The sequence below is a fragment of the Kitasatospora azatica KCTC 9699 genome (assembly GCF_000744785.1).
Taxonomy (GTDB): domain Bacteria; phylum Actinomycetota; class Actinomycetes; order Streptomycetales; family Streptomycetaceae; genus Kitasatospora; species Kitasatospora azatica.
In genome coordinates, this window is sequence record NZ_JQMO01000003.1 from 1,429,505 (window position 1) to 1,455,327 (window position 25,823).

A 25,823-nucleotide genomic window follows, 5' to 3' on the forward strand; every position below is an offset into this window, starting at 1 on the left:
TCAGCCTGCCGAGTAGGGCCTTCATCCGCAGGACGATCTCCAGGCGGGTGTCGTCGTCCTCGGCCGCGGCCTCCAGGACCGTTGCCAGCCGGTCGAGTTCCTTGAGTGCGGACGCGCCCGGCGCCACGCCGTCCAGGTGGATCTCCTTGCGGAGGTGTCCCGCGAGCGCGCTGGGGGTGGGGTAGTCGAAGACGAGCGTCGCCGGGAGTCGGAGCCCGCTCGCGGCGTTGAGCCGGTTGCGCAGTTCGACGGCGGTGAGCGAGTCGAAGCCGACGTCCATGAAGCCGCGAGCCGGGTCAATGGCGTCGCCCGAGGGGTAGCCGAGCACGGCGGCGGCGGTCGACCTGACCAACTCCAGGACCATAGCGTCCCGTTCGGCCTCCGGCAGGGCGGCGAGGCGCTCCTTGAGGGCCGTCCCGTTGCCGCCGGCACCGGTCTCGGCCGTCCGGCGGGCGGGCAGTCGGACCAGGCCGCGCATCATCGGCGGGATGTCCACCACGCCGGCCGCCGGGCGCAGGATCGCGTTGTCGAGCTTCATCGGCAGCAGGACGGCCTGCTCGCCGGCCTGGGCGGCGTCGAGCAGGGCGAGGCCCTCCTCGTTCAGCAGCGGGATCATGCCCCCGCGTGCCATCCGCCGCACGTCGGCGTCGGTGAGCTGACCGGTCATGCCGCTGGCCTGGGCCCAGAAGCCCCAGCCGAGCGAGCCGGCGGGCAGCCCCAGCGCCTTGCGGTGCTGGGCGAGCGCGTCCTGGAAGACGTTCGCGGCAGCGTAGTTGCCCTGTCCGGCGCTACCGAAGGTGGCGGCGGCGGAGGAGAACATCACGAAGGCTGCGAGGTCCAGGTGCTTGGTCAGGTCGTGCAGGTGGAAGGCCGCGTCGACCTTGGGCCGCAGCACGCGGGCGAGCCGCTCGGGCGACAGCGAGTCGATGACGCCGTCGTCCAGCACGCCCGCGGTGTGGACGACCGCGGAGAGCGGGTGCTGGGCCGGGATGATCGCAAGCAGCTCGCGCAGCGCCTCCCGGTCGGCGGCGTCGCAGGCGGCGATGGTCACCGAGGCGCCGAGCGCGGTGAGTTCGGCCGTCAGCTCGGCCGCGCCGGGAGCGGTGGCGCCGCTGCGGCTGGCCAGCAGCAGGTGCCGCACCTGGTGTTCGGTCACCAGGTGGCGGGCGACCAGGCCGCCCAGGGTGCCGGTCGCGCCGGTGATCAGCACGGTGCCGGTCCCGAAGCCGCGCGGCGCGGCGTCGGCCTGGGCCGGCCGCACGGCACGGCTCAGCCGCGGCACATTGATCTGCCCACGTCGCACAGCAAGCTGTCCCTCCCCCGTTGTCCTGGCCCAGCTCGCCGCGGGCAGCAGCACCGCGCAGGATTCCTCCTCGCCGTCCACGTCGATGACGGTGAAACGGCCAGGGTTTTCCGACTGAGCAGATCGAATCAGTCCCCAGATCGGAGCGGAAACCAGACCTGGGACATCCTCACTCGCACGCGTGGAGACAGCGTGATGAGTGATCAGAGCCAGCTGCGACGATGCGAACTGATGATCGACCAGCCAGGACTGTATCAGAGTCAGAACTTCCTGGGTCATCGCGCGAGCGTCGTCCGGGAGGCTTTCGGAATCGACGTGCGAGGGCCCGGCGCAGGTGACGAACACCACGTCAGGGGCGCTCTGACCAGCGGCGATACGCTTGCTCAACGAGGTCAGATCCGGGTGCTGCTCCAGCCGGTACCCGGCCGTGCGCAGCGTCTTCTCCAGGCCGAGCGTGTCCGGCCCAACGAGAACGAACGATCCCTGCGGCGAAGCGGAAATCGGGGAACTCGGCCCCCCCCGTACCCAGTCGATCTGGAACAGCGCATCACTCAGCGTGCTCCGGGCGGCCGTGAGTTGCCCGGAACTGATCGCACGCAGAGCGAGCGATTCCGCACGGGCGACCGGGGCGCCGGTGCCGTCCGCGATGGTGAGCGCGAGGGTGTCGGTCCCGGTGGGCGTGAGCCGGACGCGCAGTGAAGTCGCGCCGACCGCATGCAGGGTGACGGACTCCCAGGAGAACGGGAGCACCGGCGCCGAGGCATTCGTGCCGCCGTCGGAGCCGGCAGCGGCGGTGCGGGTCAGCCCGACGGCGTGCAGGGCGGCGTCGAGCAGCGCGGGGTGGATGGTGCAGTGCGCGGCCTGGGCGCGCTGCTCCTGCGGGAGCGTGACCTCGGCGTAGATGCTGCCGTCGTGCTGCCAGGCGGTGTGCAGGCCCTGGAAGGCGGGGCCGTAGCCGTAGCCGGCCTGGTCGAGGGTGGGGTAGAGCGCGCTCAGGTCGATCGGGGTGGCGCCGGCCGGGGGCCATACGGTCAGGCCGGCGGGCGCGGACTCGATCACCGGTTGGGCGGTCAGTGTACCGGCGGCGTGCTGGGTCCAGGGGCTGCCGTGGGCGGCGTTCTCCGGCTGGGAGTGGATGGTGATGGTGCGTCGGCCGGTGTCGTCGGGGGTGCTGACGGCGACCTGGAGGCGGGTGGCGCCGGTGGTGTGGAGGGTGAGTGGGGTGTGGAGGGTGAGTTCTTCGAGGTGGGTGGTGTTGGTGTGGTCGCCGGCGTGGAGGGCGAGTTCGACGTAGGCGGTGCCGGGGAGGATGACGGTGCCGTTGACGGCGTGGTCGGCCAGCCAGGGGTGGGTGGTGAGGGAGAGCCGGCCGGTGAGGAGCAGGGTGTCGGTGTCGGCGGGCTTGATCACCGCGCTGAGGAGAGGGTGGGTGGTGGTGGCCAGGCCGGCTGAGGTCAGGTCGGCGTTGCCGGTCGGTGCTGCTTCGAGCCAGTAGTGGCGGTGTTGGAAGGCGTAGGTGGGGAGGGGGGTGGTGGTGCCGCCGGCGAGGAGCCCGCTGAGGTCGGTGGGGTGGCCGTGGGTGTGGAGGGTGGCCAGGGAGGTGAGGAAGCGCTGCTGGCCGCCTTCGTTTCGGCGCAGGGTGCCGGTGATGAGGACGTCGCTGGAGGTTTCCTCGATGCCGTAGGTGAGGACGGGGTGGGGGCTGATCTCGATGAAGGTGGTGTGGCCCTGGTCGATGAGGGCGCGGACGGTCTCTTCGAAGCGGACGGTCTGGCGCAGGTTGCGGTACCAGTACGCGCCGTCGAGGGTGGTGGTGTCCATCGGCATGGTGGTGACGGTGGAGTGGAATGCCACCTGGGCCTCGCGTGGCGCCAGGTCGGCCAGCAGGTCCGCGAGCTCCGTCTCGAGGTCTTCGACCTGGGGTGAGTGGGAGGCGTAGTCGACGGGGATGCGGCGGGCGCGCACGCCTGCGTTCTCGTAGTGGGCCTGGAGCTGGTCCAGCGCCTGGGTCTCGCCCGATACGACGATCGAGGTCGGGCCGTTGACGGCGGCGACGGCGAGGCCGCCGTCGGGGCGGGTGTCCAGCTCCTGCTCGACGGCCGCCAGGGGGAGGGGGATGGAGAGCATGCCGCCGCGTCCGGCGAGCGCGGTGATGGCCTTGCTGCGCAGGGCCGCGACGCGGGCGCCGTCTTCGAGCGTGAGGGCGCCGGCGACGACGGCGGCGGCGATCTCGCCCTGCGAGTGCCCGATCACGGCGGCCGGCTGGACGCCGTAGGACTGCCAGAGGGCGGCGAGGGAGACCATGACGGCGAACAGCACGGGCTGCACGACGTCGACGCGCTCCAGCGAGGGCGCGCCCTCGGCTTCGCGCAGCACGCCGGTCAACGACCAGTCCACGAACGGCGCGAGGGCCTGCTCGCACTCGGCGATCCGCTGCGCGAACACCGGCGAGGTGTCGAGCAGTTCGACGGCCATCCCGGCCCACTGCGCACCCTGACCGGGGAACACGAACACCGTGCGCCCACCCGTGCCGGTGCCGCGCACGAGGTTCGGGTTCTCCTGGCCGGTCGCGAGCGCGGCCAGGCCGTCGAGGAGGGTCTCGTGGCTGTCGCCGATGATGGCGGCGCGGTGCTCGAAGGCGGTGCGGGTGGTGGCGAGGGAGTACGCGACGTCGAGCGGCTTCAGCTCGGGGTGCGCCTGGACGTGCTCCAGCAGGCGCTGGGCCTGGGCCTGGACAGCGTCAGCAGTGCGGCCGGAGATGAGCCAGGGCAGGGCGCCGGACATCGTGACCTCGGCGGTCGGCTCGCTCTCGCGGGCGGGGGCCTGCTCCAGGATGACGTGCGCGTTGGTGCCGCTCACGCCGAACGAGGACACCGCCGCCCGGCGCGGCTCGCCGGTCTCCGGCCAGGTCATCGCCTCGGTCAGCAGCTCGACCGCGCCCTCGGACCAGTCCACCTGCGGCGTCGGCTCGTCCACGTGCAGCGTCTTCGGGAGCACACCGTGCCGGAGAGCCTCGACCATCTTGATGATGCCGCCGGCACCCGAAGCCGCCTGTGTGTGGCCGATGTTGGACTTGAGCGAGCCGAGGCGCAGCGGCCGGTCGGCCGGGCGGTTCTGCCCGTAGGTGGCGAGCAGGGCCTGGGCTTCGATCGGGTCGCCGAGCTTGGTGCCGGTGCCGTGTGCCTCCACCGCGTCGATCTGACTTGCCGTCAGACCCGCGTTGGTCAGCGCTTGGCGGATCACCCGCTGCTGCGACGGCCCGTTCGGCGCGGTGAGCCCGTTGCTCGCGCCGTCCTGGTTCACGGCCGTGCCGCGCACTACCGCGAGGATCGGGTGCCCGTTGCGCTCGGCATCCGAGAGCCGCTCCACCACGATCACACCGGCGCCCTCGCCCCATGCGGCGCCGTCGGCGGCCGCCGCGAAGGACTTGGCGCGGCCGTCCGGAGCGAGTGCCCGCTGACGGCTGAACTCCATGAACGCCACCGGCGTGGCCATGATCGAGACACCGCCGGCGAGCGCCAGGTCGCACTCGCCGTTGCGCAGCGCCTGCACCGCGAGGTGCAGGGCCACCAGCGAGGACGAGCAGGCGGTGTCGACCGTCACCGCCGGACCTTCGAGGCCGAAGGCGTAGGAGAGGCGCCCGGAGACCACGCTGGCGGAGGTCGCGGTGGCGAGGTAGCCCTCGGCGGCCTCCCCTGCCTCGCTCAGCAGCATGGTGTAGTCCTGGCCGTTGGTGCCCGTGAAGACGCCCGTCCGGCTGCCGCTCAGGGACGTCGGGTCGATGCCCGCGCGCTCCACCGCCTCCCAGGCGGTCTCCAGCAGCAGGCGCTGCTGCGGGTCCATGACGAGCGCCTCGCGCGGCGAGATGCCGAAGAAGTCGGCGTCGAACTCGGCGACGTCGTACAGGAATCCGCCGCTACGCACATACGACGTGCCGCGCTGATCGGGGTCTGGGTCGTACAGCCCGTCCAGGTCCCAGCCGCGGTTGGTGGGGAACCCGGAGATCGCGTCGGTCGCGTTCGCCACCAACTGCCACAGGTCCGCCGGGGAGGCCACGCCGCCTGGGTAGCGGCACCCCAGTCCGACGATCGCGATGGGCTCGTCGAGCGAGGCCACCACGGCCGGCGAACCGGCCGGCTGCTCGGCGGTGTTGGAGATCTCGCCGAGCATGAACTTGGCCAGCGAGGTGGCGTTCGGGTAGTCGAAGACCAGGGTGGCGGGCAGGCTCAGGCCGGTGACCGTCTTCAGGCGGTTGCGCAGCTCGACGGCCATCAGGGAGTCGAAGCCGAGTTCCATGAACGCGCGGCCCGCCTCGACCGCCTCCGGACCGGAGAAGCCCAGCACGAGCGCGACCTGGGACCTGATCAACTCCACGACCAGTCGACCCTGTTCGGCCTCGGGGAGGCCGGTCACCTGCTTGGCCAGCGAGGTGTCGTCGGCGGCCGACGGCTGGGCCGCAGAACCTGTGGCGCCCAGCGCCTGGCGGACCTCGGGGAGGTCGGAGATCAGCGGTGCGGGCCGCGTCGAGGTGAACGCCGGGGCCAGACGCTCCCAGTCGATGTCAGCCACGGTCGCCGTGGCGTCACCCGAGGCCACCAGCGGGCCGAACAGCGCGACCGCCGACGCCGCGGGCAGAGCGGCCACGCCGCTGCGACGGAGCTGGACCTCGCTGGCCCCCGCGTCGGCCCAGGGGCCCCAGGCGATGGAGGTGGCGGGGAGGCTGTCGGTGTGGCGTTGGTGGGCGAGGGCGTCGAGGTAGGCGTTGGCGGCAGCCTGGGTGGCCTGCCCGGCGTTGCCCAGGACGCCCACGATGGAGGAGTAGAGGACGAAGGCGGTGAGGTCGTGGTCGCGGGTGAGGTCGTGGAGGTGGTGGGCGGTGTGGGCTTTGGCGGTGAGGACGGTGGTGAGGCGGTTGGGGGTGAGGGTGGTGATGGTGGCGTCGTCGAGGATGCCGGCGGTGTGGATGACGGCGGTGAGGTCGGGGTGTTGGGCGATGAGGTCGGCGAGGGCTTGGCGGTTGGTGGTGTCGCAGGCGGTGATGGTGACGCGGGTGCCGAGGGTTTGGAGTTCTTGGGTGAGTTGGGTGGCGCCGGGGGCGTTGGGGCCGCGTCGGCTGGTGAGGAGGAGGTGGGGGCGCCGTGGTGGGCGAGGTGGCGGGCGAGGTGGGTGCCGAGGGCTCCGGTGCCGCCGGTGATGAGGGTGGTGCCGGTGGGGGTCCAGGCGCTGGTGATGGTGTTGGTGTTGGTGTTGGTGGGGGCGTGGGTGAGGCGGCGGGTGTGGATGGCGGTGTCGCGTAGGGCGAGTTGGTCTTCGCCGGTGGTGTTGGTGAGGGCGGTGGTGAGTTGGGTGGTGGTGTGGTTGGTGATTGTGGTGGGGAGGTCGATGAGGCCGCCCCATTGGTCGGGGTGTTCGAGGGCGGCGACGCGGCCCAGGCCCCAGATTTGTGCTTGTTCGGGGTTGTTGATGCGTTCGGTGGGGGTGGTGGAGACGGCGCTTTGGGTGAGGGCCCAGATGGGTGCGTCGATGCCGGTTTGGATGAGTGTCAGGGTGTCTTCGAGGTCCAGTAGGGAGACGATGCCGGAGGGGTCGGTGTTCTGGAGGGCGTCGGTGTTCTGGAGGGCGTCGATGGTGCGGGTCTGGACGGTGGCGCCGGCGGTGGTGAGGGCTTGGGTGGTCCAGTCGAGCAGCGGGTGGCCGTCGGTGGGGGTGACGACCAGCCAGGTACCGGTGAGGTTGCCGGTGCTGGTCGTGGTGAGGGGCTTCCAGGTGATCTGGTAGCGCCAGGTGTCGACGGCCGAACGGTCGCGTTGGTCCTTGCGCCAGGTGGAGAGCGCGGGCAGGACGGTGCTCAGTGGGGCGTCGGGGTCGAGCTGGAGGGTGGCAGCGAACGCCTGGAGGTCCTCGCGTTCGACGGTCTCCCAGAAGGACTGGTCCGTGGGGTCGCTGGCGACCGGGGTTCCTTCGAGCCAGTAGTGCTGGTGTTGGAAGGCGTAGGTGGGCAGGGGGGTGGTGGTGGCGCCGGTGCCCGCGTAGTAGGCGGACCAGTCGACGGGGGTGCCGGTCGCGTGCAACTCCGCGAGGGCACCGGTGATGTTGCGCTCTTCGGGGCGGTTGGCGCGCTGGAGGGGGATGGTGGTGGCGTTGTCGAGGGTGTCCTGGGTCATGGCGGTCAGGACGGTGTCGGGGCCGAGTTCCAGGAAGGTGGTTGCGCCTTCGGTGGCGAGGGTGGTGATGGCGTGGGTGTAGCGGACGGTTTCGCGGACGTGTCGGACCCAGTAGTCGGGGGTCTGGAGGTCCTGGGGGTCGGCGAGGGTGCCGGTGAGGTTGGAGACCAGGGGGGTGGTCGGCTGGTTGTAGGTGAGGGAGGAGGCGATGGCTCGGAACTGGTCGAGCATCGGGTCCATGTGGGGGGAGTGGAAGGCGTGGCTGACCCGCAGGCGGCGGGTTTTGCGTCCTTGGTCCGCGAAGATCTGGGCGACGCTGGTGACGGTGTCGTCGTCCCCGGACAGGACGATCGAGTTGGGGCCGTTGATGGCGGCGATGGAGATGCGGTCGGTGAGGTGGGGGGTGATCTCGTCTTCGGTGGCCTGGACGGCGATCATGGCGCCGCCGGTGGGGAGGGCCTGCATGAGGCGTCCGCGTGCGGCGACCAGGGTCGCGGCGTCCTGGAGGGTCCACAGGCCGGCGAGGTGGGCGGCGGTGACCTCGCCGATGGAGTGCCCGGCGAGGAAGTCCGGCCGGATTCCCCAGGACTCGACGAGCCGGAACAGGGCGGTCTCCAGCGCGAACAGGGAGGCCTGCGTGTAGGCGGTCTGGTCGATCAATCCGCTGTCGCCGAAGACGACCTCGCGCAGCGGGGTGTCGAGGTGCTTGTCCAGCTCGGCGCACACCCGGTCGAAGGCTGCGGCGAACACCGGGAACGCCCCGTACAGCTCACGCCCCATCCCGGCGCGCTGGCTGCCCTGACCGGAGAACAGGAACGCCAACCCGCTGCTCTCACCAGCAGCCGTGCCGCGCACCACACCAGCCGCATCCCGGCCCTCGGCCAGCGCGGCCAGTCCGTCGAGGAAGGCCTCCCGGCTGTCGGCGACCACGGCCGCCCGGTGCTCGAACGCCGAACGCGTCGTCGCCAGCGAGTACGCCACATCCAGCGCCGAGGCCTCGTCAGCCCGCACATGCACGAGCAGCCGCTGCGCCTGCGCCCGCACGGCCTCCGCGCTGCGCCCCGAGAGCACCCACGGCAGCACCGCCGGGGCCGCCACCTCAACCGCAGCCGCCTCGCTCGCCACCTCGGGCGCCTGCTCCAGGATCACGTGCGCGTTCGTCCCACTCACGCCGAACGCCGACACCCCGGCCCGGCGCGGCTCGCCCGTCTCCGGCCACGCCGTCGCCTCGGTCAGCAGCTCAACAGCGCCCGCCGACCAGTCCACCTCGGGCGTCGGGCCGTCCAGGTGCAGCGTCTTGGGCAGCACACCGTGCCGCATCGCCATGACCATCTTGATCACGCCGGCGACACCGGCCGCCGCCTGGGTGTGGCCGATGTTCGACTTCAACGAGCCGAGTCGCAGCGGCTGTTCGGACGGCCGCTCCTGGCCGTACGTCGCGAGCAGCGCGTCAGCCTCGATCGGGTCACCCAGCCGGGTGCCAGTGCCGTGTGCCTCCACCGCATCGACCTGACGTGCCGTCAGTCGCGCGTTGGCCAGTGCCTCGCGGATCACGCGCTGCTGCGACGGGCCGTTCGGGGCGGTGAGCCCGTTGCTCGCCCCGTCCTGGTTGACCGCGCTGCCCCGCACCACGGCCAGCACCTGGTGCCCGTTGCGCTGGGCGTCCGAGAGCCGCTCCACGAGCAGCACCCCGACGCCCTCGCCCCAGCCCGTCCCGTCCGCCGCCGCCGCGAAGGACTTGCAGCGGCCGTCCGCCGCCATCCCGCGCTGCCGGCTGAACTCCACGAACGCGGTCGGCGTGGACATCACGGTGACGCCACCGGCCAGCGCCAGGTCGCACTCGCCGTTGCGCAGCGCCTGCACCGCAAGGTGCAGCGCCACCAGCGAGGACGAGCACGCCGTGTCCACCGTCACCGCCGGGCCCTCCAGACCCAGCACATAGGAGAGCCGCCCCGAGAGCACCGCCCCGGAGCCGCCGGTCAGCAGATGCCCCGAGAACTCCTCGGGGATCGCGCCGACCGTGGTGCCGTAGCCGGAGTGCGAGCCGCCGACGAAGACGCCCGCCCGGCTGCCCTTGGCCGAGGCCGGGTCGATGCCGCCGCGCTCGAAGGCCTCCCAGGCCGCCTCCAGCAGCAGGCGCTGCTGCGGGTCCATCGCCATCGCCTCGCGCGGGCTGATGCCGAAGAACGAGGCGTCGAACCCGGCGGCGTCGTAGACGAACCCGCCCTCGTGCGCGTCACTGCGGCCGGACCGCTCCGGGTTCCGGTCGCGCAGCTCGTCGAGGTTCCAGCCGCGGTCGGTCGGGAACCCGGAGACCGCATCCCGGCCGGTTGCGGCCAGCTGCCACAGCTCCTCGGGGGAGCCGACCCCGCCTGGGAAACGGCAGCTCATGGCCACGATCGCGATCGGCTCGTGCTTTCCTGACTCGAGCTCACGAAGTCGCTCGCGAGTCTCCTTCAGGTCGGCCGTCACCCACTTGAGGTAGTCGCGGAGCTTGTCTTCGTTAGCCATGTCCAACCTTTTTTCGTTCTCGGGATTTCTCGGGCGTCTGCTGCGGGGCGATTCAGGAACGCCCGAATTCCTCGTGGATGAAGTCGAAGAGCTCGTCATCCGTCGCGGAGTCGAGCTGCTGGACGGTTGCCGCCCGGTGCGTGCCGCCGGGGACGGCGCCCAGCTGGGTGAGCAGCGCTTGCAGGCGGGTGACCACCGTGGAGTGCAGCTCGTCGTCGTCCGGCTGGAGGGTGGCGACGGCCGTTTCCAGCTTCGCCAGCTCCTGCAAGGCGGACGGCTTCTCCGCCGCCGGTGCGCCGGCCGGGGCCAGCCGGTCCCGCAGCAGGTCGGCCAGCGCCGTGGGGGTCGGGTAGTCGAAGGCCAGCGCGGCCGGCAGCCGCAGGCCGGTGGCCTTGTTCAGGCGGTTGCGCAGCTCGACGGCGGTGAGCGAGTCGAGCCCCAGGTCCTTGAACGCCGTCGTCGCACTGACCGTGTCCTGGCTCGCGTGGCCCAGCACGGCGGCCACCGTGCCGCGGACCAGGTTCAGCAGCACCCGGTTCTGCGCCTGCGTGCTCTGGCCCGCCAACTGCTGGGCCAGGGTGGCCGCCGCGTCGGAGGCCTCCGCGCCGGCGCCGCTCTCCGCCGCCGCCAGGATCCGGCGGACCTCGGGCAGCCCGTCCAGCAGCGGACGGGGACGGGCCGCGGTGAACCCGGGCACGAACCGGTCCCAGTCCACGTCGGCCACCACCAGGCAGGTCTCCTCGTGGTCGAGCGCCTGCTGGAGGGCGGCCAGGGCCAGGGTCGGCGCCATCGCCAGCACACCGCGCCGGCGCAGCTGCTCGGTCGCCGCACCGTCCGACGCCATCCCGCCGCCGGCCCAGGAGCCCCACGCGACGGAGGTGACGGGCAGGCCGGCGGCCTCACGCTGCCTGGCCAGGCCGTTGAGGAAGGCGTTCGCCGCTGCGTACGCCCCCTGGCCGCCGCTGCCCCAGACACCGGCGTTGGAGGAGAAGAGCACGAACGCGTCGAGCTCGTCCTGGAGCAGCAGTTCGTGCAGGTTGACCGCGCCCGCGACCTTGGCCGCCAGGACGTCGGCGAACTCGGCCAGGTCGCTCTCGTCCAGCGTGGTGGCCCGCACGACACCGGCCGCGTGCAGCACCGAGCGAACGGGGGAGCCGGAACTCCGCAGCTCCGCCAGCAGGGCCGCGAGCGCGTCGCGGTCCGCCACGTCGCACGAGGCGATCGTCACCCGGGTGCCGAGCCCGGTGAGCTCGGCCGCCAACTCGGCGGCCCCGGCGGCCTGGGAGCCGCTGCGGCTGGTCAGGACGAGGTGCTCGGCGCCGTTGTCGGCCAGCCAGCGGGCGGCGTGAGCGCCGATCCCGCCGGTGCCGCCGGTGATCAGCACCGTGCCCTGGGGCTTCCAGGCGCGCGGGGCGCGGGTGTCGCCGAGCGGGGCGTGCACGAGCCGGCGGACGAACAGCCCGCCCTCGCGCACCGCGACCTGGTCCTCGGCCGCGCCGAGACCGGAGATCGCCGCTCGCAGCCGGTCGGCCGAGAGCTCGTCGGGCGACTCGGGCAGGTCGACCAGACCGCCCCAGCGCTGCGGGTGCTCCAGACCCACGACCCGTCCCAGGCCCCAGAGCTGAGCCTGGGTCGGCCGGACCGGGTGAGCGGCCGCGCCGACGCGCACCGCGCCTCGGGTGCCGATCCACAGCGGCGCCTCGATACCCGCGTCGCCCAGCGCCTGGACCAGCAGCAACGTGCCGGCCACCGCGCGCGGAACCACCGAGAACGTGCCGTGCGCGGCCTCGTCCAGGGCGAGCAGCGAGAACACACCGCCGATCGGGGCGCCGCCCGCCGACGACTCCCGCAGCCGCGCGGCCAGCGCGGGGCGGTCCGTGTCGGCCGGTTCCAGCTCCAGGACGACTGGAGTGGCGCCGCCCTCGGTCAGCGACCGCACGGCCGCCGTGACCCACGCGTCCTCGGCCCGGCCGGTGGGCGTCACCACCAGCCAGGTCCCGGGGGCGACGGCCGCCGGTGCGGCCCCCGCGGCGGGCTGCCAGTCCACCCGGTAGCGCCAGGAGTCCACCATCGAGCGGTCCCGGCGGCGCCGACGCCACGAGGAGAGCATCGACAGCGTCGGCAGCAGGTCGCCCAGCGGGGCCCGGTCGAGCTCGCTGTCGATGTCGAACTCCGTTGCCAGGGCTTCGAGATCCTCGTTCTCCACCGCCTGCCAGAACAGCGCGTCCGTCGCGTCGGTCGGGTGTGAGGTCAGGTCGGCGTTGCCGGTCGGTGCTGCTTCGAGCCAGTAGTGGCGGTGTTGGAAGGCGTAGGTGGGGAGGGGGGTGGTGGTGCCGCCGGTGAGGAGGGGGGTGAGGTTGGTGGGGTGGCCGTGGGTGTGGAGGGTGGTGAGGGAGGTGAGGAAGCGGTGGTGGCTGCTTTCGTTTCGGCGCAGGGTGCCGGTGATGAGGATGGTGTCGGGGTTGTCGGTGGTTTCGGCGGTCTGGTCGATGCCGTAGGTGAGGACGGGGTGGGGGCTGATCTCGATGAAGGTGGTGTGGCCCTGGTCGATGAGGGCGCGGACGGTCTCTTCGAAGCGGACGGTCTGGCGCAGGTTGCGGTACCAGTACGCGCTGTCGAGGGTGGTGGTGTCGGTGAGTTCGGTGGTGACGGTGGAGTGGAACGCCACCTGGGCCTCGCCCGGCGCCAGGTCGGCCAGCAGGACGGCGAGTTCGGCTTCGAGGTCTTCGACCTGGGGTGAGTGGGAGGCGTAGTCGACGGGGATGCGGCGGGCGCGTACGCCTGCGTTCTCGTAGTGGGCCTGGAGCTCGTCCAGCGCCTGGGTCTCACCCGATACGACGATGGAGGTGGGGCCGTTGACGGCGGCGATGGCGAGGCCGCCGTCGGGGCGGGTGGCCAGCTCCTGCTCGACGGCCGCCAGGGGGAGGGGGATGGAGAGCATGCCGCCGCGTCCGGCGAGCGCGGTGATGGCCTTGCTGCGCAGGGCCGCGACGCGGGCGCCGTCTTCGAGCGTGAGGGCGCCGGCGACGACGGCGGCGGCGATCTCGCCCTGCGAGTGCCCGATCACGGCGGCCGGCTGGACGCCGTAGGACTGCCACAGGGCGGCGAGGGAGACCATGACGGCGAACAGCACGGGCTGCACGACGTCGACGCGCTCCAGCGACGGAGCACCCTCGGCCTCGCGCAGCACGCCGGTCAACGACCAGTCCACGAACGGCGCCAGCGCCTGCTCGCACTCCGCGATCCGCTGCGCGAACACCTCGGACGAGTCCAGCAGTTCGACCGCCATCCCGGCCCACTGCGCACCCTGACCGGGGAACACGAACACCGTGCGCCCACCGGAGCCGAAAGCCGTGCCTCGCACCACATTGTCGGCTTCGCTGCCTTCGGCGAGCGCGGTCAGGCCGGCCAGCAGCCCCTCGTGCCCTTCGCCGATGATGGCGGCGCGGTGCTCGAAGGCGGTGCGGGTGGTGGCGAGGGAGTGGGCGACGTCGAGCGGCTTCAGCTCGGGGTGCGCCTGAAGGTGGGTCAGCAGGCGCTGGGCCTGGTCCTGCACCGCCTCCGCCGTACGCCCGGACAGCAGCCACGGCAGCGCACCAGGCGCCGCGGCCTCGGCAGTCGGCTCGCTCTCGCGAGCGGGTGCCTGCTCCAGGATGACGTGCGCGTTGGTCCCGCTCACGCCGAACGCCGACACGCCGGCCCGGCGGGGTTCGCCGGTCTCGGGCCAAGTCATCGCCTCGGTGAGGAGTTCGACCGCGCCGGCGGACCAGTCGATGTGCGGGGAGGGCTCGTTGACGTGGAGGGTCTTCGGGAGCAGGCCGTGCCGCATCGCCATGACCATCTTGATGACGCCGGCGACGCCGGCGGCGGCCTGGGTATGGCCGATGTTGGACTTCACCGAGCCGAGGTGCAGCGGTCGGCCGTCGGGGCGGTTCTGCCCGTAGGTGGCGAGCAGGGCCTGGGCCTCGATGGGGTCGCCGAGCTTGGTGCCGGTGCCGTGCGCCTCCACCGCGTCGATCTGACTTGTCGTCAGACCCGCATTGGTCAGGGCCTGGCGGATGACGCGCTGCTGCGAGGGCCCGTTGGGTGCGGTGAGGCCGTTGCTGGCGCCGTCCTGGTTGACGGCGCTGCCGCGCAGGACGGCGAGCACCTGGTGGCCGTTGCGCCGAGCGTCGGAGAGGCGTTCGACGAGGAGCATGCCGACGCCCTCGCCCCAGCCGGTGCCGTCCGCGTCCGAGGAGAACGCCTTGCAGCGGCCGTCCTCCGAGAGCGCACGCTGCCGGCTGAACTCCACGAAGATGCCCGGGGTGGACATCACCGTCACGCCGCCCGCGAGCGCGAGGTCGCACTCGCCGTTGCGCAGCGCCTGGGCGGCCATGTGGAGGGCGACCAGGGAGGAGGAGCAAGCGGTGTCGACCGTGATGGCCGGGCCTTCCAGGCCCATGGTGTAGGAGATGCGGCCCGAGACGACGCTGGCCGCCGTGCCGGTCGCCAGGTACCCCTCCAGGTCTTCCGGCACCTCGTTCAGCAGGCCGAGGTAGTCCTGGCCGTTGGTGCCGGCGAAGACGCCGGTGCGGCTGCCACGCAGCGAGGTGGGGTCGATGCCCGCGCGCTCCACCGTCTCCCAGGAGGTCTCCAGCAGCAGGCGCTGCTGCGGGTCCATCGCCAGCGCCTCGCGCGGCGAGATCCCGAAGAACTCCGCGTCGAACTCCGGGGCTCCGTGCAGGAATCCGCCGTTCCGGGCGTACGTCGTGCCGGGCTGCTCGGGGTCGGAACTGAAGAGGGTCTGGAGGTCCCAGCCACGGGTGGTGGGGAAGCTGGCGACGGCGTCGGTGCCGCTGGTGAGCAACTGCCAGAGCTCGTCGGGGGAGTTGGCCTCCCCGGGGAAGCGGCAGCTCATGCCGATGATGGCCAGCGGTTCGTCGCTGTTGCTCGTGGTGGAGTTGAACTGGTTCTGCGGCAGATCGTCGTCGGTGCCGAGGAGTTCGGTGTGGAGGTGGTCGGCGAGGGCGTTGGGGGTGGGGTGGTCGAAGACGAGGGTGGCGGGGAGGTTGAGGTTGGTGGCCGCGTTGAGGCGGTTGCGCAGTTCGACGGCGGTGAGGGAGTCGAAGCCGAGTTCCTTGAAGGCGCGGCCGGCTTCGATGGTGGCGGCGTTCGCGTGGCCCAGGACCAGGGCGACCTGTTCGCGGACGAGGTCGAGCAGGAACTGGTCCCGCTCGGTGGCGGGGAGTGCGGTCAGGCGCGTGCGCAGGGCCGAGGCCTGGTCGCCCGGGGCGGAGTGGCCCTGGGGTGCGGACTCCAGAGCCGCGCGCGCCTCGGGCACCTGGTCGAACAGGGTGCTCGGCCGCGTCGAGGTGAACGAGACGGCGAAGCGCTGCCAGTCGATCTCGGAGATCATCACGGCCGGGTCGCCGAGGTCCAGCGCCCGTTGCAGCGCGGCGACCGCCATGTCGGGCGCCATGGGGGTCAGCCCGCCGCGACGCAGTCGCTCGTCCGGGGTCTCCTGTGCTGCCATGCCGGTGTCGGCCCAGGGGCCCCAGGCGATGGAGGTGGCGGGGAGGCCGTCGGTGTGGCGTTGGTGGGCGAGGGCGTCGAGGTAGGCGTTGGCGGCGGCGTAGTTGGCTTGGCCGGGGCTGCCGATGGTGCCGGCGATGGAGGAGTAGAGGACGAAGGCGGTGAGGTCGTGGTCGCGGGTGAGGTCGTGGAGGTGGTGGGCGGTGTGGGCTTTGGCGGTGAGGACGGTGGTGAGGCGGTTGGGGGTGAGGGTGGTGATGGTGGCGTCGTCGAGGATGCCGGCGGTGTGGATGACGGCGGTGAGGTCGGGGTGTTGGGCGATGAGGTCGGCGAGGGCTTGGCGGTTGGTGGTGTCGCAGGCGGTGATGGTGACGCGGGTGCCGAGGGTTTGGAGTTCTTGGGTGAGTTGGGTGGCGCCGGGGGCGTTGGGGCCGCGTCGGCTGGTGAGGAGGAGGTGGGGGGCGCCGTGGTGGGCGAGGTGGCGGGCGAGGTGGGTGCCGAGGGCTCCGGTGCCGCCGGTGATGAGGGTGGTGCCGGTGGGGGTCCAGGCGCTGGTGATGGTGTTGGTGGGGGCGTGGGTGAGGCGGCGGGTGTGGATGGCGGTGTCGCGTAGGGCGAGTTGGTCTTCGCCGGTGGTGTTGGTGAGGGCGGTGGTGAGTTGGGTGGTGGTGTGGTTGGTGATTGTGGTGGGGAGGTCGATGAGGCCGCCCCATTGGTCGGGGTGTTCGAGGGCGGCGACGCGGCCCAGGCCCCAGATTTGTGCTTGTTCGGGGTTGTTGATGCGTTCGGTGGGGGTGGTGGAGACGGCGCTTTGGGTGAGGGCCCAGATGGGTGCGTCGATGCCGGTTTGGATGAGTGTCAGGGTGTCTTCGAGGTCCAGCAGGGAGACGATGCCGGAGGGGTCGGTGTTCTGGAGGGCGTTGGTGTTCTGGAGGGCGTCGATGGTGCGGGTCTGGACGGTGGCGCCGGCGGTGGTGAGGGCTTGGGTGGTCCAGTCGAGCAGCGGGTGGCCGTCGGTGGGGGTGACGACCAGCCAGGTACCGGTGAGGTTGCCGGTGCTGGTCGTGGTGAGGGGCTTCCAGGTGATCTGGTAGCGCCAGGTGTCGACGGCCGAACGGTCGCGTTGGTCCTTGCGCCAGGTGGAGAGCGCGGGCAGGACGGTGCTCAGTGGGGCGTCGGGGTCGAGCTGGAGGGTGGCAGCGAGGGCTTCGAAGTCCTGATCCTCCACGGCCTGCCAGAACTGGGCGTCCGTCGTGTCGACTACCTCGTCTGCCGACGTCTCCTCAGGACCTTCGAGCCAGTAGTGCTGGTGTTGGAAGGCGTAGGTGGGCAGGGCGGTCGTGGCGGCGCCGGTGCCCGCGTAGTAGGCGGACCAGTCGACGGGGGTGCCGGTCGCGTGCAACTCCGCGAGGGCACCGGTGATGTTGCGCTCTTCGGGGCGGTTGGCGCGGAGCAGGGCCAGGGTGTTCGTGTCGGGGAGGGTGTCCTGGGTCATGGCGGTCAGGACGGTGTCGGGGCCGAGTTCCAGGAAGGTGGTTGCGCCTTCGGTGGCGAGGGTGGTGATGGCGTGGGTGTAGCGGACGGTTTCGCGGACGTGTCGGACCCAGTAGTCGGGGGTCTGGAGGTCCTGGGGGTCGGCGAGGGTGCCGGTGAGGTTGGAGACCAGGGGGGTGGTCGGCTGGTTGTAGGTGAGGGAGGAGGCGATGGCTCGGAACTGGTCGAGCATCGGGTCCATGTGGGGGGAGTGGAAGGCGTGGCTGACCCGCAGGCGGCGGGTTTTGCGTCCTTGGTCCGCGAAGATCTGGGCGACGCTGGTGATGGTGTCGTCGTCCCCGGACAGGACGATCGAGTTGGGGCCGTTGATGGCGGCGATGGAGATGCGGTCGGTGAGGTGGGGGGTGATCTCGTCTTCGGTGGCCTGGACGGCGATCATGGCGCCGCCGGTGGGGAGGGCCTGCATGAGGCGTCCGCGTGCGGCGACCAGGGTCGCGGCGTCCTGGAGGGTCCACAGGCCGGCGAGGTGGGCGGCGGTGACCTCGCCGATGGAGTGCCCGGCGAGGAAGTCCGGCCGGATTCCCCAGGACTCGACGAGCCGGAACAGGGCGGTCTCCAGCGCGAACAGGGAGGCCTGCGTGTAGGCGGTCTGGTCGATCAACCCGCTGTCGCCGAAGACGACCTCGCGCAGCGGGGTGTCGAGGTGCTTGTCCAGCTCGGCGCACACCTGGTCGAAGGCTGCGGCGAACACGGGGAACGCGTCGTAGAGTTCGCGTCCCATCCCGGCCCGCTGGCTGCCCTGACCGGAGAACAGGAAGGCGAGTTTTCCGCGTCCGGCCTGCCCGCGCACCACACCAGCCGCATCCCGGCCCTCGGCCAGCGCGGCCAGTCCGTCGAGGAAGGCCTCCCGGCTGTCGGCGACCACGGCCGCCCGGTGCTCGAACGCCGAACGCGTCGTCGCCAGCGAGTACGCCACATCCAGCGCCGAGGCCTCGTTGTCCCGCACATGCTCCAGCAGCCGCTGCGCCTGCGCCCGGACCGCCTCCGCCGTGCGGCCGGAGATCAGCCACGGCAGCACCGCCGGGGCGGCAACACCATCTTCTGATGCAACGTCAGCAGCCTGCTCGGCCTGCTCCAGGATCACGTGCGCGTTGGTCCCACTCACGCCGAACGCCGACACCCCGGCCCGGCGCGGCTCGCCCGTCTCGGGCCAGGCCGTGGCCTCGGTCAGCAGCTCGACCGCGCCCTCGGACCAGTCGATCTGCGGGGACGGCTCGTCCACGTGCAGCGTCTTGGGCAGCACACCGTGCCGCATCGCCATGACCATCTTGATGACGCCGGCGACACCGGCCGCCGCCTGGGCGTGGCCGATGTTCGACTTCAACGACCCCAGCAGCAACGGCCGGTCCTCCGGCCGCTCCTGCCCGTAGGTGGCGAGCAGCGCCTGCGCCTCGATCGGGTCGCCCAGCCGGGTACCCGTCCCGTGTGCCTCCACCGCGTCGACCTGACGTGCCGTCAGTCGAGCACTGGCGAGTGCCTGGCGGATCACCCGCTGCTGCGACGGGCCGTTCGGGGCGGTGAGCCCGTTGCTCGCCCCGTCCTGGTTCACGGCACTGCCCCGCACCACGGCCAGCACCTGGTGCCCGTTGCGCTGGGCGTCCGAGAGGCGCTCCACGAGCAGCATGCCGACGCCCTCGGACCACCCGGTCCCGTCCGCCGCCGCCGCGAAGGACTTGCAGCGGCCGTCCGGCGAGAGGCCACGCTGGCGGCTGAACTCGATGAAGAGGGCGGGGGTGGACATGATGGACACGCCACCCGCGAGCGCCAGGTCGCACTCGCCGTTGCGCAGCGCCTGTACAGCGAGGTGCAGGGCGACCAGCGAGGACGAGCAGGCCGTGTCCACCGTCAGCGCGGCGCCCTCCAGGCCCAGCGCGTACGCCACCCGGCCGGAGACCGCCGCCGTCGCGCTGCCCGTGAGGAAGTAGCCCTCGGTGCTCTCCAGCGACTGCTGGAGGCCGGTGGCGTAGTTCTGCGACGACGCGCCGGCGAAGACGCCGGTCCGGCTGCCGCGCAGCGAGGCCGGGTCGATGCCCGCCTGCTCCAGGGCCTCCCAGGACGACTCCAGCAGCAGCCGCTGCTGCGGGTCCATCGCCAGCGCCTCACGCGGGCTGATGCCGAAGAACGAGGCGTCGAACCCGGCGGCGTCGTAGAGGAACCCGCCCTCGCGGACGTAGGACTTGCCGGAGCGGTCCGGATCCGGGTGGTAGAGGTTCTCCACGTCCCAGCCACGGTCCATGGGGAAGCCCGCGATCCCGTCGCCGCCGGTCGCGACGAGCTGCCAGAGGTCGTCGGGGGTGCGGATCTGGCCGGGGTAGCGGCAGCTCATGCCGACGATGGCGATCAGCTCGTCCGCGTTCGCGTCCCCGCCAGCGTTCGCGTTCGCCCGCACCACGACACCGCTGTTCGCACTCGCGGGAGTGTCCGCGAACTGGCTGAGCAGGTGGCGGGCGAGGGCCTCGGGGGTGGGGTGGTCGAAGACAAGGGTGGCCGGTAGGCGCAGACCGGTGGCCGCGTTGAGGCGGTTGCGCAGTTCGACGGCGGTGAGCGAGTCGAAGCCCAGCTCCTTGAACGCGCGGGTCTCCTCGACGCTGTCGGCGGACTGGTGCCCGAGGGCGGTGGCCGCGTGGGTGCGGACCAGGTCCACCAAGAGTCGCTGGCCGTCGGCGGCGGTCAGGGCGGCCAGGCGCTGGCCGAGCCCGCCGGCCTCCTGACCGGCTGCGGCGGCGCGGGCCCGCCGGGCCGGGGCCTTGACCAGGCCGCGCAGCAGCGCGGGCAGGCCCTCGGTGCGGGCGCGGCGCTGCAAGGCCGCGGTGTCCAGTCGGACCGGGAGGAGCAGGGCCTCGTCCAGCTCGCGCGCGGCGTCGAAGAGGGCCAGGCCCTCCTCGGAGGAGAGCGCGATCATGCCGGCCCGGGCCATCCGGGCGAGGTCGGCGTCGTCCAGGTGCCCGGTCATGCCGCTGCGCTGGGCCCAGAAGCTCCAGGCCAGCGAGACGCCGGCGAGTCCACGGGCGCGGCGCTGCTGGGCGAGCGCGTCCAGGAACGCGTTGCCGGCGGCGTAGCTGCCCTGGCCGGGGTTGCCGAAGACGCCGGCGGCGGAGGAGAACATCACAAAGGCGGAGAGGTCCAGGTGCTCGGTCAGCTCGTGCAGGTTGACCGCCGCGTCCACCTTGGGCCGCAGCACCGGGGCGACCCGCTCCGGGGTCAGCGCGGAGACCAGGCCGTCGTCCAGCAGCCCGGCGGTGTGTACCACGGCGTCCAGCGGGTGCTCGGCGGGGATGGTCGCGAGCAGCTCGGCGAGGGCCGCGCGGTCCGCGATGTCGCAGGCGGCGATGGTCACCGAGGCGCCGAGCGCGGTGAGTTCAGCCGACAGCTCGTCCGCGCCGGGGGCCGTGGCGCCACTGCGGCTGACCAGCAGCAGGTGCCGCGCGCCGTGTTCGGTCACCAGGTGACGAGCCACCAGGGCGCCCAGCGTCCCGGTGCCGCCGGTGATCAGCACCGTGCCGTCCGCCGCCAGGGTGCGGGGCATGGTCAGCACAACCTTGCCCACGTGCCGGGCCTGGCTCAGGTGGCGGAACGCCTCGGGAGCCCGGCTGATGTGCCAGGTGGTGACGGGCAGCGGCGTCAGCACGCCTTGCTCGAAGAGCGCGAGCAGCTCGGTGAGCATCTCCTGGATCCGGTCCGGACCGGCCTCGGCCAGGTCGAACGCCTGGTAGGCGACGCCCTGGTGCGCGGCCGCGACCGCCTCGGGGTCGCGCTTGTCGGCCTTGCCCATCTCCAGGAAGCGGCCGCCGCGCGGCAGCAGCCGCAGCGAGGCGTCCACGAACTCGCGGGCCAGCGAGTCCAGCACGACGTCCATGCCCCGGCCGCCGGTGGCGTCCAGGAAGGTCTGCTCGAAGTCCAGGGTGCGGGAGTTGGCGATGTGGGCGTCGTCCAGGCCCAGGGCGCGCAGGGTGTCCCACTTGCCGAAGCTGGCGGTGCCGTAGACCTCGGCACCCCAGTGGCGGGCCAGCTGGGTCGCGGCCATGCCGACCCCGCCGGCGGCCGCGTGCACCAGCACCCGCTCGCCGGGCTGCAGGCGAGCCAGGTCGTGCAGGCCGTAGTAGGCGGTCAAGAAGACGATCGGGATGGACGCCGCCTGCTCGAACGACCAGTCCCGCGGCATCCGGACCAGCATCCGGCGGTCGGTGACCGCGACCGGGCCGAAGGAGCCCGCGAACAGGCCCATCACCCGGTCGCCCGGGGCGAGGTCGGTCACGCCCGGGCCCACCTCGGCCACCAGGCCCGCCGCCTCGCTGCCCATCACGTCCTGGTCGGGCACCATGCCCAGGGCCAGCACGACGTCACGGAAGTTCAATCCGGCGGCGCGCACGGTGACCCGCACCTCACCGGAGGCGAGCGGCGCCACCGCCGCCGGGTGCTCGATCAGCGCCAGCGCGTCGAGCGTTCCCTGCTGACGGACGTCCAGCCGCCAGCCGTCCGCCCCGACCGGGGGTGCGAGCAGCTCGCCCGAGGCCGCGCGGGCCACGCGCGGGGCGAACAGCCGGCCGTCCCGTACGGCCAGCTGGGTCTCGCCGCTGTCGACCACGGCGGCTGCGGCGCCGGGCAGGGCGAGCAGCGAGGCTGGATCGGCGTCCAGGTCCACCAGGGCGAACCGGTCCGGGTTCTCCGACTGGGCGGAGCGGATCAGGCCCCACACGGCGGCGCCCACCAGGTCCGACAGGTCCTCGCCGGCTCGGGTGGCCGCCGTGCCACGGGTCACCAGGACCAGCCGGGACGAGGCGAACCGGTCGTCGGCCAGCCAGGCCTGGACGGTCTCCAGCACCTCGTGCAGCGCCGCGCGGACCGCGTCCGCGAGGTCACCGGCCGAGCCGGCGCTGTTCTCGGGCGCGCAGGGCAGCAGGACGGTGGCCGGGAGGCCGAGCCCGGCGTCCAGGGCCGAGCGCAGCCTGCCCACCCCGGCGTGCCGGGACACCGGAACCCCCGCACCGGCCAGGCCGTCGGCCAGGCCCAGCGCGTCGGCGCCCAGCACGATCCACCCGGACGGCGCGTCCTGACGCTCCGTCGGCGCGGCGAGCGGTGCCCAGTCGAGGCGGAAGAGCGAGGAGTCACGGTGCGAGCCGGCACTGCCGAGCTGACCGGCCGTCACCTCACGCAGGGTGAGTCCCCCGATCGTGGCGACCGGGGCGCCGGTGTTGTCGGCGATGGTGAGGGTGACGGTCTCCGGACCGGTGGCGGACACCTGCACCCGCAGGGCGGTGGCGCCGACGGCGTGCAGCGTGACGCCGCGCCAGGCAAACGGCAGGCGGGTCCGCTCGCTCGCCGGGAAGAAGCCGCCCAGCCCGACGGCGTGCAGCGCGGCGTCGAGCAGCGCGGGGTGCAGGCCGTACCGGTCGGCCTCCGCCTGCGGGCCCTCCGGGAGCGTGACCTCGGCGTAGATGCTGCCGTCGTGCTGCCAGGCGGTGTGCAGGCCCTGGAAGGCGAGGCCGTAGCCGTAGCCGGCCTGGTCGAGGCTGGAGTAGAGCTCGCTGACGTCGATCGGGGTGGCGCCGGTCGGGGGCCAGGCCGTCAGATCGGCGGCCGCGTGCGCGGGCTGACCGCTGAGGGTGCCGATGGCGTGGGTGGTCCAGCTGGGGACATCGGTGTCGCTGTCCGGCTGGGAGTGGATGGTGATGGTGCGTCGGCCGGTGTCGTCGGGGGTGCTGACGGCGACCTGGAGGCGGGTGGCGCCGGTGGTGTGGAGGGTGAGCGGGGTGTGGAGGGTGAGTTCTTCGAGGTGGGTGGTGTTGGTGTGGTCGCCGGCGTGGAGGGCGAGTTCGACGTAGGCGGTGCCGGGGAGGATGACGGTGCCGTTGACGGCGTGGTCGGCGAGCCAGGGGTGGGTGGTGAGGGAGAGCCGGCCGGTGAGGAGCAGGGTGTCGGTGTCGGCGGGCTTGATGACGGCGCCGAGCAGGGGGTGGGTGGCGCTGCTCAGGCCGGCGGAGGTGACGTCGGCGGTGCCGGCCTGGAGGGCGTCGAGCCAGTAGTGCTGGTGCTGGAAGGCGTAGGTGGGCAGCAGGACCGGGGTGCCGCCGGTGAGGAGGGAGGCTAGGTCGGTGGGGTGGCCGTGGGTGTGGAGGGTGGCCAGGGAGGTGAGGAAGCGGTGGTGGCCGCCTTCGTTGCGGCGCAGGGTGCCGGTGATGAGGACGTCGCTGGAGGTTTCCTCGATGCCGTAGGTGAGGACGGGGTGGGGGCTGATCTCGATGAAGGTGGTGTGGCCCTGGTCGATGAGGGCGCGGACGGTCTCTTCGAAGCGGACGGTCTGGCGCAGGTTGCGGTACCAGTACGCGCCGTCGAGGGTGGTGGTGTCGGTGAGTTCGGTGGTGACGGTGGAGTGGAACGCCACCTGAGCCTCGCCCGGCGCCAAATTAGCCAGCAGGACGGCGAGTTCGGCTTCGAGGTCTTCGACTTGGGGTGAGTGGGAGGCGTAGTCGACGGGGATGCGGCGGGCGCGTACGCCTGCGTTCTCGTAGTGGGCCTGGAGCTCGTCCAGCGCCTGGGTCTCGCCCGACACGACGATGGAGGTCGGGCCGTTGACGGCGGCGATGGCGAGGCCGCCGTCGGGGCGGGTGGCCAGCTCCTGCTCGACGGCCGCCAGGGGGAGGGGGATGGAGAGCATGCCGCCGCGTCCGGCGAGCGCGGTGATGGCCTTGCTGCGCAGGGCCGCGACGCGGGCGCCGTCTTCGAGCGTGAGGGCCCCGGCGACGACGGCGGCGGCGATCTCGCCCTGCGAGTGCCCGATCACGGCAGCGGGCTGGACGCCGTAGGACTGCCACAGGGCGGCGAGGGAGACCATGACGGCGAACAGCACGGGCTGCACGACGTCGACGCGCTCCAGCGACGGAGCCCCCTCGGCTTCGCGCAGCACGCCGGTCAACGACCAGTCCACGAACGGCGCCAGCGCCTGCTCGCACTCCGCGATCCGCTGCGCGAACACCTCGGACGAGTCCAGCAGTTCGACCGCCATCCCGGCCCACTGCGCACCCTGACCGGGGAACACGAACACCACCCGGCCGGCCTCACCCGGCGCCGTGCCGCGCACCAGGTTCGGGTTCTCCTGGCCGGTCGCGAGCGCGGCCAGGCCGTCGAGGAGGGTCTCGTGGCTGTCGCCGATGATGGCGGCGCGGTGCTCGAAGGCGGTGCGGGTGGTGGCGAGGGAGTGGGCGACGTCGAGCGGGCTGAGCTCGGGGTTCGCCTGAAGGTGGGTCAGTAGCTGCTGGGCCTGGGCCTGGACGGCGTCGGTGGTGCGGCCGGAGATGAGCCAGGGCAGCGCGCCGGGCGCCGTGACCTCGGCGGTCGGCTCGCTCTCGCGGGCGGGTGCCTGCTCCAGGATGACGTGCGCGTTGGTGCCGCTCACGCCGAAGGCTGAGACGGCGGCCCGGCGGGGTTCGCCGGTCTCGGGCCAGGTCGTCGCCTCGGTGAGGAGTTCGACCGCGCCGGCGGACCAGTCGATGTGCGGGGAGGGCTCGTTGACGTGGAGGGTCTTGGGCAGGATGCCGTGCCGGAGCGCCTCGACCATCTTGATGACGCCGGCGACGCCGGCGGCGGCCTGGGTATGGCCGATGTTGGACTTCACCGAGCCGAGGTGCAGCGGTCGGCCGTCGGGGCGGTTCTGCCCGTAGGTGGCGAGCAGGGCCTGGGCCTCGATGGGGTCGCCGAGCTTCGTCCCCGTGCCGTGCGCCTCGACCGCGTCGACCTGACCCGGCGTCAAGCGGGCGTTGGCCAGCGCCTGGCGGATCACGCGCTGCTGCGAGGGCCCGTTGGGTGCGGTGAGCCCGTTGCTGGCGCCGTCCTGGTTCACCGCGCTGCCGCGCAGGACGGCGAGGATCGGGTGCCCGTTGCGCTGGGCGTCGGAGAGCCGCTCGACGAGGAGCATGCCGACGCCCTCGCCCCAGCCGGTGCCGTCCGCGTCCGAGGAGAACGCCTTGCAGCGGCCGTCCTCCGAGAGCGCACGCTGCCGGCTGAACTCCACGAACGCCTCGGGAGTCGCCATGACGGTCACACCGCCGGCCAGCGCCAGGTCGCACTCGCCGTCCCGCAGCGCCTGAGCTGCGAGGTGCAGCGCGACCAGGGAGGACGAGCAGGCGGTGTCGACCGTCACCGCCGGGCCCTCCAGGCCGAAGGTGTAGGAGAGGCGGCCCGAGATGACCGCTGCGGCCACGCCCGTGGCGAGGTACCCCTCCGAGCGCTCGGGGTCGCGGCGCAGCACCGTCGCGTAGTCCTGGCCGTTGGTGCCGGCGAAGACGCCGGTCCGGCTGCCGCGCAGGCTGGTCGGGTCGATGCCCGCGCGCTCCATCGCCTCCCAGGAGGTCTCCAGCAGCAGGCGCTGCTGAGGGTCCATCGCCAGCGCCTCGCGCGGCGAGATCCCGAAGAACTCCGCGTCGAACTCGCCGGCCTGACGGAGGAACGCACCCACCCGGGTGTAGAGCGTGCCGATCCGGTCGGGGTCCGGGTCGTAGAGCTTCTCCAGGTCCCAGCCCCGCTCCTCGGGGATCTCCGCGACGGCGTCCTCGCCGTTGACGAGCAACTCCCACAGCGCCTCGGGGGAGTTCACGTCGCCAGGGAAGCGGCAGCTCATGCCGACGATGGCGAGCGGCTCCTGGCCGCCGGCCTCGAGTTCCTGCAAGCGCTGCCGAGCGTCGTGAAGCTCGCCGGTCACCCGCTTGAGGAAGTACCGGAGCTTGTCGTCGCTGTTGCCCGTCACTGAAATGCCGCCTCGGAAGAGTGGAAGTTTGCGTGGT

Annotated in this window: 1 protein-coding gene and 2 pseudogenes; all 3 read right to left on the bottom strand. The window is 72.4% G+C overall.

Going from position 1 to position 25,823, the window contains the following annotated elements:
• Positions 1-139: 139 nt before the first annotated feature.
• Positions 140-1,651: pseudogene (locus BR98_RS42785) on the bottom strand (type I polyketide synthase); the annotation flags it as partial.
• Between the two features lie 192 nt (positions 1,652-1,843).
• Positions 1,844-9,975 (bottom strand): annotated as a pseudogene (locus BR98_RS42790) (type I polyketide synthase); the annotation flags it as partial.
• A 55-nt stretch (positions 9,976-10,030) separates the two neighbouring features.
• A complete protein-coding gene (locus BR98_RS41400; protein ID WP_035845805.1) occupies positions 10,031-25,786 on the bottom strand; it encodes a type I polyketide synthase in 15,756 nt (5,251 codons plus the stop codon).
• Between the last annotated feature and the right edge of the window lie 37 nt (positions 25,787-25,823).